The sequence below is a fragment of the Glutamicibacter sp. 2E12 genome (genome assembly GCF_050030965.1).
In the GTDB taxonomy this organism is placed as follows: domain Bacteria; phylum Actinomycetota; class Actinomycetes; order Actinomycetales; family Micrococcaceae; genus Glutamicibacter.
In genome coordinates, this window is sequence record NZ_CP188297.1 from 265,401 (window position 1) to 277,663 (window position 12,263).

Here is a 12,263-nt window from a genome sequence, read left to right on the forward strand (position 1 = left end):
GCAACCCGAGACGCTATACGAAATCCGCCAGAGGTAAACACCACTGGCGGATTTCGAGTTTAAGCGACAAATTGTCAGCTCAGCTAGGTACATTAAAAGTAGTATTCATGTTCGAAAGGATCCGTTAGTGACTCTGGCCCGCTTCGCGTGCACCGTTCAGGCAGGTGCGACCGCAAAATGAGCCCGGCCCTGACCGACCCCAACCTGGGCAAGACGCTGGATGGTCGATACCGACTGGACCATCTGCTTGCCCTGGGTGGCATGTCACGCATCTACCGCAGCATGGACAAGCGCCTGCATCGAGCGGTTGTCGTGAAGATCCTGAACGACAACTTCTCCAGCGAGCATACAGTGCGTGAGCGATTCGAATCCGAAGCTGTCATCGCTGCGAATATCACTCATCCGAATGTGGTCTCCATCCGCGATCACAACGTGAGCGATAATCTGGTGTACCTCGTGATGGAGTATGTTCGAGGACGGAACCTCGAACAGGTCATTGAAGAACGCGGCCGCTTTACTCCGCGTCAGGCGCTAAGCGTCCTTGAACAAATTTGCCACGGTCTCAGCGCCGCGCACAGCGAGGGAATCATCCACCGGGATATGAAACCGGCAAATGTGCTGCTCTCCGATACCGGCGAAGTGAAAGTTACCGACTTCGGCTTGGCCCGTGCTGCCAGCGCCCATACCCAGTCAGCCACGCTCGTCGCCACGCTGTCCCATGTCTCCCCCGAACTAGTTTCAGGGGCACCAGCCGATTCGCGCAGCGACATCTACGCACTGGGCATCATGATCTACCAGATGCTGACTGGACAAGCACCGTATACCGAGACCAATGCCGCTGCATTAATGAAGCATCATCTGGACTCCCCCATGCCCATGCCCTCGGACTTGGTTCCGGGATTGGCCGAAGATCTCGATGAGTTGGTTCGATGGTGCACCGAGAAGGATCCAGAGAAGCGCCCGCAAGATGCTTCGCTGCTGCTGGAGGAGATCATCCAGATCCGCTCAACGCTCAACGATGCGCAACTGGACCTGGGCGCCGAGGACCTCGGCGGGATTGAAGATCTCACCCCGCAAACTATGGCGCAGATGCCCACTACGCTGCAGCAGCGTCTTGATGCGATGCAACGCGAGCGCGAAGATGAGCGTGAACAGCTATGGCTGAAGCGGAATACTGCTCAGCACGAGGACAGCTACGTTATCGATGATGCCCCCGCCGATCCTGACCAGACAACCGTCATTGCCGCGGTTGACGCCACCGAAGTCTTGGATCTTCGCGATGCGCAAGCCACACTGGCCCAGCCTCGTCCCACTGATCTTGCCGCTGATTCTGGCATAGCCGCAACGTCGGTGTACACCCGCGGCCGCGATCTGGAACCGGCCCACGAGAATGACGCCGATTCCGAAGCACCGCTGTCGGTACGTGGCCAAAAGCGTGCGCAGAAGCAGGCTGCAAGAAAGTGGCGCAAGGAAGCACAGGTACCCACCCACCGGTTGCGTCAGCCTCGCTCGGGTACGCAGAAGTTCGTCATCACCGTGATGTGGATCCTCATCGTGGCTCTGGTCGCAGGTGCCGGATGGTTCTTCGGCCGCGGCCCCGGAACCGTCATCCGCATCCCGTCATTGACCGGCATGCTTCAATCGCAGGCAGTCGCGCAAATGGATGGCCAAGGTGTTCCAGTTCGGGTAGGCACGACCTACAACGATGAGATTGCCATCGGCAGGGTGGTCGACTCGCAGCCGGGGACCGGCGAGAACATCATGAAGTTCCAGGGAATCGATCTGATCGTTTCGCAAGGCCCTCAGCTTTTTGCAGTTCCGGATTTCACCGGGAAAACCCTGGATCAGGCCACCAAGTTGCTCGATGAAATCGGTTTCGAAGATGTCCAGGAAGCCGAGGCCTACTCGGAATCGGTGACGAAGGGCGAGATTATCAGTTCCTCCCCTGCCGCCGGCAAGAAATTGCCGCGGAAGAACATCATCACCCTCACTGTTTCCAAGGGACATGCTCCGGTTCCTGTTCCTGCGGTCATTGGTCTTGGCAAGGATGCGGCCAAGGAAAAGCTTGAGTCCATGGGCTTGAAGCTGGAAACCGGTGAATCCGTCCATTCCACGACGACCGAAAAAGGCCTAGTCGCCGTCCAGGACCCGGCCCAGGGCACCGTTGCGTACGGCAGCACCGTGACAGTGAATCTCTCGGAAGGACCAGAATACGTCCAGATCCCATCCGTGCTCGGCATGGGCGTCGAGGAAGCACTCTCTGCACTGGAAGCCGCCGGCTTTTCCGTGAAGACGCACAATGTCTTTGGCGGTTTCAGCCAGACCGTTCGCATGCAGTCTCCATTGCACCAGCAAGCCGTGCGCGGCAGCGAGATCAGCATCTACGCCTTCTGAGGCCTGCGCCGTTCCCCCAGGCATAAAAATAATCCGGTTCCCGCTGTCGGGAACCGGATTATTCTCTAGCTGCTAGCGGTTTCGGCTGCGGCTCTGCAGTGCCGAGGAGACCAGGAAGGCCATCTCCAGGGACTGGCGGTGGTTCAGGCGCGGGTCGCACAGCGACTCGTACAGCGAGTCGAAGTCTTCCTCGCGGATCGGATCCGCTCCGCCGAGGCACTCAGCCACATCGTCGCCGGTCATCTCCACATGCAGGCCGCCTGGGAAGGTGCCCAGCGCGTCGTGCACTTCGAAGAAGCCGCGGACTTCGTCCATGACATCTTCGAAGTTGCGGGTCTTGTAGCCGTTCTGGCTGGTGACCGTGTTGCCGTGCATTGGGTCCGTAACCCACAGCACCTGGGCGCCGGAGGCCGTGACCTTTTCGATCAGGTTTGGCAGCTTCTCGCGGATGTTCTTCGCACCCATGCGGGTGATGAAGGTCAGGCGTCCTGGTTCGCGGTTCGGATCGAGCTTTTCGATCAGCGCGAGGACATCTTCCGGATCCGAGTTCGGGCCCAGCTTCACGCCGATTGGGTTGCGCACGCGCGAGAGGAAGTCCACATGTGCGTGGTCCAGCTGACGGGTTCGTTCACCGATCCACAGGAAGTGGCCGGAGGTGTCGTACGGCAGGCCGGTCCGCGAATCGGTACGCGTCAACGCACGCTCGTAGTCCAGCAGCAGTGCTTCATGGGAGGCGAAGAACTCGGTGCGCTTAAGCGCCTCGAAGTCTGCACCGCAGGCATCCATGAAGCGGATGGCCGAGTCGATCTCGCCGGCCAGCTGCTCGTAGGCGGAGTGCGCCGGGTTGGCCATGAATCCGCTGTTCCACGAGTGCACGCTGCGCAGGTCTGCGAAGCCGCCCTGGGTGAACGCGCGGATCAGGTTCAGCGTGGCCGATGAGGTGTTGTAGGCCTGCACCATGCGCTTCGGATCGTGGGCACGGGAATCGGGTGTGAAGTCGAAGCCGTTGACGATGTCGCCGCGGAATGCCGGCAAAGTAACACCATCTCGGGTTTCGTCATTCGAGGAGCGCGGCTTGGCGAACTGGCCAGCCATGCGTCCCATCTTGATTACCGGCATCGATGCGCCATAGGTCAGCACCACAGCCATCTGCAAGATGGTGCGAACTCGCGAGGAGATCTTGTCGGCGGTTGCATCGGCAAAGGTTTCGGCGCAGTCGCCGCCCTGCAGCAAGAAGGCCTTGCCCTGGGCTGCTGCGGCCAAGCGTTCGCGCAGTACGTCGACTTCGCCGGCAAATACCAGTGGCGGACGCGAACCCAATTCGTTGATGGAGGACTGATAGTCCTTGTGCTCACGCCAAGTCGGCTGCTGGGCAATTGGCAATTCACGCCACAAATCTAGTTGCGGATCGGTGGCGGGGCCGGCTACGGAGGAGCCTGGCAATGGGGTTCGGTTTTCTTCGCTCACCTTGCCCATTCTACGTGGCATCAGCTCAAAGGACCGCGATGAATGTAACAAGTCGCCGTAACACTGCGCATAGCGGCCTGCTACTTCTTTGGTTTGCGTGGAGCATAGATGTCGACGTAGCTCTGACCTGACAGGACATTGATTGCCTTGCGGATCTCGTCGGCGCAAGCGCGAAGCGTTTCAGGATTCGCGGACCTGCCGTTCAGGTGCTCGAAGGTCAGCGGCTTGCCGATCTTGATCCCGATCCGGCCCGGATGCGGCAGGCTTTGGCCGATGGGCTGGACCTTGTCGGTGCCAATCATTGCAATTGGTATCACCGGTGCACCTGTTTCCAGGGCGAGTTTGGCGACGCCGAGCTTGGCCCGGTACAACCGTCCATCCGGTGAACGGGTGCCTTCCGGATAGATGCCCAGCACCTGGCCCTGCGCCAGTGCGTTCTTGGCACTGGCCAGCGAAGCAGCCGATTTCTGCCCGCCTGAACGGTCCATGGGCAGCTGGTTGATATTGCGGAAGAACCACGCGGTGATCCGGCCCTTGATGCCCTTGCCGTTGAAGTACTCGTCCTTGGCCAGGAAAATCACGGTACGATCCAGCGCCGCTGGGAGGAACACCGAGTCGCTCACCGACAGGTGGTTGGAAGCCAAGATCGCCGCACCGGTTTCAGGCACATTGCCGATGCCCTGGATCTTGACGCGGAAGAAAATTCGTATTAGCGGCCGGACAGCGAAACGCTTGAGGAAGTCGTACAGCACAGCGGGAAAATTCCTTCTTCTAGTTGACCAGCTACGCGGGAAGAGAAACCGCGACCTTACTGGTCGAAGCGCACTCCGCACCCTTCAATTGTGCACTACGCTCGAAGGTGAAGGCAGAAATCCGGAGGGTTCACGATGAAACTTGATGCAGGCAATACTCCGCTGGACGAGCGCAAACGTCCATGTGCAGTACTTTTGATCCACGGTTTTACCGGCTCCGCTGTTTCCATGCAGCCATGGGCGGATTCCTTGGAGCAGGCCGGATTCGACACGGACATTCCCCTTTTGCCCGGGCACGGAACGCAATGGCAGGACATGGTCGGTCGAGGTTATGGCCAGTGGATCCACGCTACCGAAGCGGCTTTTGACAGGCTCGCGCGCACGCACGAGCAGGTATTCGCCGCTGGCCTTTCCATGGGCGGCGCCCTGGCCCTGCATCTGGCGACCCGCCGCAATGTAGCCGGTGTTTCGCTGGTCAATCCGGGCCTGGTCGTGGACTCCCCCTTGTCCTCCTATACTCCTTGGCTCAAGCATGTAGTGCGCAGCGTTGCCCCTATCAGCAATGACATCGCCAAGCGCGGTGTCGATGAAGGGGCCTACCCGCGCACCCCGGTAGCAGCCGTAGCCGAACTCCGTTCGCTCTTTGCCCAGACCCGCCGGCGCTTGGAGCTGGTGAACGCCCCGGTGCAGCTCTTCCGTTCCACCGTCGACAACGTAGTCTCAGAGCAGTCGGTGCGCGAGCTGGTCGAGGGCCTGAACTCAGGCACCCTGGCCGAGCACCACATGCTCTTGCACTCCAAGCACGTAGCCACCCTGGACTACGATGCGGAGCAGATTTTCCACGAATCCGCTCGCTTCTTCGCGCAGCTGGCCGCCACGGAACAGAAGCGCAAGGAGGAGCGCGCATGAATCCGGAAGATGCCCATCCTTCAAACCAGAATGATCCGCAGTGGGATGAGCTAGTCGAGAATTTCCGTCAGCTTGATGCCTCGGTACCCCGCGAACCCAGCGCCGACGAGCGCGCGGCGAGACTGGAGAAGCTCTTCAACACCGGGCCTGCCGCGGTTCGCGGACCGCGCGACTATGTTGCTGAGCAGACCCCGGAAGAGTTCGTTCCAGAAGAACCCGCCGCGCTGGGTTCAGGTGATCCGATGCTGAACCTCGCCTGGGTTGGCGCCGCTGGCGGTCCGCTTGGGTTGCTGCTGTGCGTGGTGTTTTTCCGCGCAGCTCCGGTGTTCATCTATTTCGGACTGGCACTCGCCGCCCTGCTCGGAATCGCCTACTTGCTCAAACGTCTTCCCACTGAACGCGATCCGGGAGATGATGGGGCTCAAGTATAGAAAACGGCTTTGAGTACACCACACGGTAGGTTACTCTATAGTAATAAATATGTGATGCGGGTTACCCGCTATTGCTAATGGGGTCACACAGAGTTTCAGGAGTTGAAGACCAGATGCGCGAATACAGCTCGCCAATTCGCATTCATTCGCCACAGCAGTCGAATATTACAGATCTGCTATTACGCCACGCGAATTCAGCGGCCAACCCGGCATTGTTCTCAAAGCCGGGAACCGACGGAACGTGGAATGATGTCACGGCATCGCAGTTCGCTGCCGACGCCCGGGCTATTGCGAAGGGGTTCATCGCCAATGGCATCGAACCTGGCGACCGCATCGCGCTGATGGCCAAGACCCGCTACGAGTGGACGCTGGTTGACTTCGCCATCTGGTTCGCCGGCTGCGTCACCGTCCCCGTCTATGAAACTTCCTCCCCTAGCCAGGTTGCCTGGATCGTTTCCGATTCCGGTGCCAAGGCCGTCGTCGTTGAGGCCGCCGCCCAGGAAGCCGTGGTCCGCCGCGCCGCCCATCAGGAACAGCTCGACGGACTGGATCACGTCTGGCAGTTCGATGGCGGGCTGGAACAGCTCTCCGAAGATGGCCGGAACGTCGATGACCAGTTGCTCGAAGCCCGCCGTTCGGGCACAGCATTGGATGACATCGCCACGATCATCTACACCTCGGGCACCACCGGCCGCCCCAAGGGCTGCGAGCTGACCCACGGCAACTTCGTGGAGCTGGCGGAGAACGCTGTGGCTACCTTGCCCGGCGCCGTTTACCCGGGCGCATCGACCATCATGTTCCTCCCGCTGGCTCACGTTTTCGCCCGCTTCATCTCGGTAGTCAACATTGCCGCTGGTTGCCGCACCGGACACACCCCCGATGTCAAGCACCTGCTCGAGGACCTCCAGTCCTTCAAGCCGAACTTCATCCTCGCTGTGCCACGCGTCTTCGAGAAGGTCTACAACTCGGCCATGCTCAAGGCTGAAGATAGCGGCAAGGGCAAGATCTTCCACGCCGGCGTTGACGTTGCAGTGGCATACTCCCGCGCCAAGCAGGAGGGCAAGGTACCGCTCGTGCTGAACCTGAAGCACAAGCTCTTCGACGTCCTGCTCTACCAGAAACTGCGCACCGCGATGGGTGGCAACATCCGCCATGCGGTCTCCGGCGGAGGTCCGCTGGGCGAGCGCCTCGGCCACTTCTTCAACGGCATCGGGGTCACCATTCTGGAAGGCTACGGCCTGACTGAAACCACCGCACCGATCACGGTGAACACCCTGGACCGGATCAAGATCGGCACCGTAGGCAAGCCGCTGCCGGGCAACGCCGTGCGCATCGCCGCGGACGGAGAGATCCTCACCAAGGGCATTTGCGTGATGCGCGGCTACCGCAACCGTCCAGAGCTGCAGGATGAGACCTTCACCGATGGCTGGTTCCGCACCGGGGATATCGGCGAACTCGACGCCGACGGATTCCTGAGAATCACCGGGCGCAAGAAGGAAATCATCGTCACCGCCAGCGGCAAGAACGTGGTTCCTGCGCTGCTTGAGGACCAGATCCGCGCCGACGCGCTGGTTTCCCAGTGCGTGGTCATCGGCGAGGGCCGCTCGTTCATTGCGGCCCTGGTGACCTTGGATCCAGAAGCCCTGCCAGGTTGGCTGGCCCGTCACCAGATGGACCAGAACCTGTCGCTGGACGAGCTATCGACCCATCCAAAGGTGCTCGAAACCGTGCAGGCGGTCATCGACAAGGCCAACACCTCGGTATCCAAGGCCGAGGCGATCAAGTCCTTCCGCGTTGTGCCTGCTGACTTCACCGAGGAAACCGGTCATTTGACTCCCTCGATGAAGATCAAGCGTGCAGTAGTGCTCAAGGACTACGAAGCCGTGATCGAAGGCATCTACTCGGCGCCCAAGCCGACAGCATAGTCCAGCACTGCATTAGCCAGCTCCCACGATTCGCGAGCTGAGGCGGCCCAAGGCAACTTGAGGCCGCTTTGCTGTGTTCGGGCATAGTAGCTGCGCGGCAATACCACGCGGCTGAATGCCTGGGTGGCGTGATTCTGGTGCTCGTGGCCAAGCACCGCGTAGATCAGGTTCCCAGCCAGGTCCTTGCGGCCATTGGCCAGCAGCCATTCGACCAATTCCATGAGCCGGTCTTCCGAGTCGGCACTGGTATCGCCCACAACCACCAACACGTTGGTGCCGGTGAATTTCCCGTCCATCACCGATTGCACGCGCTGCGGTCCGGCCGTGGCCACCTGGGCCTTGCAATCCAATTCGCCGAATTGTTCGGCCAGGTGCTCTGCGATTTCGCAGAACGGAAGATGCGTGTCGAGGGTGAAGACCAGTACCGTGATCGGCTGGCCCTTGGATCCCAGCTCGGCAACCTGCTGCCTCAGCCGGGCGGGCACAGCCCCGGGCGTCATCTTGCTTGGGCGCATCACAGCTCCTTCTGCTTTGTGGTTCGCACGATTAGTTGGCAGAGCGCAGGGGCCCGCAACTTTGGTCACGAGCCCCCGTGCTCTGGGTACTGCGGATGCTACTTGGGTTCGATCACCAGCAGCAGATCGCCACCCTGTACCTGGCTGGTGCCATTCAGGGTTACCTGGCTGACCACGCCGCCCGCGTTGGCGGTGATGCCAGCTTCCATCTTCATTGCTTCGATGGTGGCCACGGACTGGCCGGCCTCGATCAGGTCGCCGACCTTGACGTTCACAGTCACCGCTCCCGCGAAGGGTGCAGCGACGTGGCCGTTGTTGTTCGGATCGGCCTTCGGCGCGGACTTCACGGTGGATTCTACCGATTCGTCGCGGACCTTGAGCTGGCGGGACTGGCCGTTGAGGTTGACCACGACGGTGCGCAGGCCCTTCTCATCGGCTTCCGATACCGATACCAGCCTGACCAGCAATCGAACACCGGTACCCAGCGAAATGACATGCTCAAAGCCGGGAACCAGGCCGTAGAGGTAGTCGCGGGTGTGCAGGACGGACAAATCGCCGTAGTTCTCCACCGACTTCTCGAAGTCACGGGTTGGGCCAGCGAAGAGCAACCGGTTCAGGGTACCGCGAATCGTGTCCGAATCCGCCTGCAGCGCTGCCAGGTCCTCTGCCGAGAGGTCCTCGACATGGGCCTTGACATTGCGTCCCTGCAACGCCTTGGTGCGGAACGGTTCCGGCCAGCCGCCTGGAGGGTTGCCCAGCTCTCCCGAGAGGAACTGGATGACCGAATCCGGGATGTCGTAGTTCTGCGGGTTCGCTTCGAAGTCCGCGGCTGGGACTCCGGAACCCACCAGCTGCAAGGCCAGGTCGCCGACGACCTTGGACGATGGAGTCACCTTGACCACATTGCCGAGCATGTCATTGACCGAGGCGTACATCGATTCGATCGCTTCGAAACGCTCGCCCAGGCCCAATGCAATGGCCTGCTGGCGCAGGTTCGAAAGCTGGCCGCCCGGAATCTCGTGCTGGTAGACACGGCCGGTTGGCGCTGGCAGTCCGGATTCGAATGGCTTGTACATGGCGCGCACTGCTTCCCAGTACGGTTCCAGCGACGCCACGGCATCCAGTGACAGGCCGGGATCACGCTCGGTGAACTCCAGCGCTGCGACCAGTGCAGAGGCCGATGGCTGCGAGGTGGTGCCCGCCATGGCCGCGCTGGCCACGTCGACGGCGTCCACACCGGCGTCGATGGCAGCCATCAACGTCGCCAGCTGCCCGCCGGAGGTGTCGTGGGTGTGCAGGTGCACCGGAAGATCGAAGCGTTCGCGCAGGGCCGTGACCAGCTTGGTTGCTGCCGCTGGGCGCAGCAGGCCGGCCATGTCCTTGATTGCGAGGATATGCGCGCCAGCGTCGACGATCTGCTGTGCCAGCTCCAGGTAGTAGTCCAGGGTGTACAGCTTCTCGTTGGCATCCAGCAGGTTGCCGGTGTAGCACAGGGCCACTTCGGCGACTGCCGTGCCGGTGTCGCGTACCGCCTTGATGGCCGGAGCCATCTGCGAAACATCGTTCAGCGCATCGAAGATGCGGAAGATGTCGATGCCTGCGGACGCGGCTTCCTTCACGAAAGCGTCGGTGACCTCGGTTGGGTATGGAGTGTAGCCCACGGTATTGCGGCCGCGCAGCAGCATCTGCAACGGGATGTTCGGCAGCTCCGCACGCAGCAGCTCCAGGCGCTTCCAGGGATCTTCGCCCAGGAATCGCAGGGACACATCGTAGGTGGCACCGCCCCAGACTTCCATGGAGAACAGCTGCGGGACGTTGTGCGCGTAGGCCGGTGCTGCCGCGAGCAGGTCGCGGGTGCGGACGCGGGTGGCCAGCAGCGACTGGTGCGCATCGCGGAAGGTGGTATCGGTGATGCCCACCGCTTTCGACTCGCGCAGGGCCTTGGCGAATCCTTCCGGACCGAGATCCAGCAGCTTCTGGCGCCAGCCATCGGCCGGCACGGCGGACTTGGAGGGGCCATCGAATGGCGAACGCTCTGGCTCGTCGGTCTTGTCACCCGGGAAAGCAGGAAGCTTCTTGCGCGGGTCGATTCCCTCGACACGGCTGCCATTTGGCTGGTTCACCGTGACATGGGCCAGGAAGTTCAGCGCCTTGGTACCGCGGTCCTGGGATTCATTGCCGGTGAGCAGATCCGGGCGGGAGTCGATGAAGTCGGTAGCGACATCACCGGCCAGGAACTGCGGATCACTGAGCACATTCTGGATGAACGGGATGTTGGTGGCCACACCGCGCACGCGGAACTCGGCCAGCGCACGGCGGGCGCGAGCCACAGCCGTCTGGTAGTCACGGCCACGGCAAGTGAGCTTGACCAGCATCGAGTCGAAGTGCGGGGACACCTCGGCGCCGGTGTAGATCGTGCCGCCATCCAGACGGACACCCGAGCCGCCGGCGGAGCGGTAGACGGTAATGGTTCCAACATCCGGACGGAAGCCATTGGCTGGATCTTCGGTGGTGATGCGGGACTGCAAGGCCCAGCCACGCACCTGGATGGTGTCCTGGCTGATCTCCAGATCCTTCAGCGACTCGCCAGCAGCGATGCGCATCTGCGCCTGCACCAGGTCGATGTCGGTAACCTCTTCGGTCACCGTGTGCTCAACCTGGATGCGCGGGTTCATTTCAATGAATACGTGCTGCCCGGCGCGGTCGCCCACGGTATCAACGAGGAATTCGACGGTGCCTGCGTTCTGGTAGCCCAGAGTCTGCGCGAACTTCACGGCGTCCCGGAACAGCGCCTGGCGAATCGATTCATCCAGATTCGGTGCTGGAGCGATTTCGACAACCTTCTGGTGGCGGCGCTGCAGCGAGCAGTCGCGCTCATGCAGGTGGACAATGTTGCCCTGCTCGTCGGCGAGGATCTGCACCTCGATGTGGCGCGGACGCAGCACTGCTTGTTCCAGGAAAACGGTGGGGTCCCCGAAGGCGGTGCCGGCTTCGCGCATTGCCGCGCCCATCAGCTCCGGCAGGTCTTCGCGCTTGTCGACACGGCGCATGCCGCGACCGCCGCCGCCGGCTACAGCCTTGACGAAGATCGGGAAGCCGATGCGATCGGCCTCGGCAATCAGGTAATCAACATCATCGCTTGGCTCGGAGGATTCCAGTACCGGAATGCCTGCCTCGCGAGCAGCCTTCAGCGCCGCTACCTTATTGCCGGCCAGTTCAAGCACGTCCGCCTTTGGACCGATGAACTTGATGCCTGCTGCTTCGGCAGCTCGTGCGAGGTCAGGATTTTCCGAGAGGAAGCCGTAGCCCGGGTAGATTGCATCCGCGCCGGCTTCTTTGGCAACGCGGATAATCTCGTCGATATCCAGGTAGGCGCGGACCGGATGGCCCTCTTCGCCGATCTGGTAGGCCTCTGCGGCCTTCTGACGGTGGATCGAATTGCGATCCTCATGTGGGTAGACAGCAACGGTCTTTGCGCCCAGCTCGTAGCCGGCGCGGAAAGCGCGAATCGCAATCTCACCGCGGTTGGCGACCAAGATCTTTTCAAACATAGTGTCCCTACATCGAATCTGTACACGCTGGTTCAACGGCACAATCAGGACTGTTCCCCTCAGGTGCAGGCCCGCCATCCCAGCGTGTCGGGTCTCGAAAAGCAGCTAGCATTTGCCACTTCTGTGAAACACACTACACGGGGATTCTCCAGAACGTCCAAACATTTCGCCTTGTGGTCAGACCACATGAAATAATTGGATCTTTGAAGTTTTAATCACTAACTTGTGCCTAATGGCAAAAACTGACGTTGCAAAGTCGGAGAAACACGGCTCGGCACACTATGATGATGAGAGACTAAAAATTCGGTGGGACGTTTAA

General features: G+C 60.9%; 8 protein-coding genes. 4 read left to right on the forward strand and 4 right to left on the reverse strand.

Translation table 11 applies throughout. The features are described from left to right. Positions 1 to 177 precede the first annotated feature (177 nt). Positions 178 to 2,394, forward strand: coding sequence for a Stk1 family PASTA domain-containing Ser/Thr kinase (locus ACP3TE_RS01205; protein ID WP_105659068.1), 2,217 nt, complete (start codon positions 178 to 180; stop codon positions 2,392 to 2,394). Positions 2,395 to 2,466: 72 nt separating this feature from the next. Here ACP3TE_RS01205 and ACP3TE_RS01210 read toward each other — a convergent pair whose 3' ends face one another. Next, on the reverse strand, positions 2,467 to 3,870 hold the full coding sequence (locus tag ACP3TE_RS01210; protein WP_105659067.1) for a class II 3-deoxy-7-phosphoheptulonate synthase: 1,404 nt from the start codon (positions 3,868 to 3,870) through the stop codon (positions 2,467 to 2,469). A gap of 71 nt (positions 3,871 to 3,941) precedes the next feature. Next, entirely contained in the window at positions 3,942 to 4,613 is a 672-nt protein-coding gene (locus ACP3TE_RS01215; RefSeq protein ID WP_105659066.1) for a lysophospholipid acyltransferase family protein, read from the reverse strand. Between the two features lie 135 nt (positions 4,614 to 4,748). Between ACP3TE_RS01215 and ACP3TE_RS01220 the strand changes: the two genes are divergently transcribed. The 3 genes from ACP3TE_RS01220 (at position 4,749) to ACP3TE_RS01230 (ending at position 7,878) form a co-directional block, all read left to right on the forward strand. Further along, a complete protein-coding gene (locus ACP3TE_RS01220; protein WP_133834487.1) occupies positions 4,749 to 5,522 on the forward strand; it encodes an alpha/beta hydrolase in 774 nt (257 codons plus the stop codon). Next, positions 5,519 to 5,953 (forward strand): hypothetical protein, encoded by a 435-nt coding sequence (locus tag ACP3TE_RS01225; RefSeq protein ID WP_133834488.1) that lies wholly within the window; start codon positions 5,519 to 5,521, stop codon positions 5,951 to 5,953. The genes ACP3TE_RS01220 and ACP3TE_RS01225 overlap by 4 nt, the downstream gene beginning before the upstream one ends. Positions 5,954 to 6,066: 113 nt before the next feature. Next, positions 6,067 to 7,878: an AMP-dependent synthetase/ligase gene (locus tag ACP3TE_RS01230; protein ID WP_426734928.1), complete on the forward strand. Its 1,812-nt coding sequence runs from the start codon at positions 6,067 to 6,069 to the stop codon at positions 7,876 to 7,878. Here ACP3TE_RS01230 and ACP3TE_RS01235 read toward each other — a convergent pair. Together ACP3TE_RS01235 and ACP3TE_RS01240 are read right to left on the reverse strand one after the other, a co-directional pair. Further along, complete coding sequence (locus ACP3TE_RS01235; protein WP_105662560.1) at positions 7,851 to 8,393, reverse strand: hypothetical protein; 543 nt, start codon at positions 8,391 to 8,393, stop codon at positions 7,851 to 7,853. The genes ACP3TE_RS01230 and ACP3TE_RS01235 overlap by 28 nt on opposite strands. 98 nt (positions 8,394 to 8,491) lie before the next feature. Further along, positions 8,492 to 11,944, reverse strand: coding sequence for a pyruvate carboxylase (locus tag ACP3TE_RS01240; protein WP_133834490.1), 3,453 nt, complete (start codon positions 11,942 to 11,944; stop codon positions 8,492 to 8,494). Between the last annotated feature and the right edge of the window lie 319 nt (positions 11,945 to 12,263).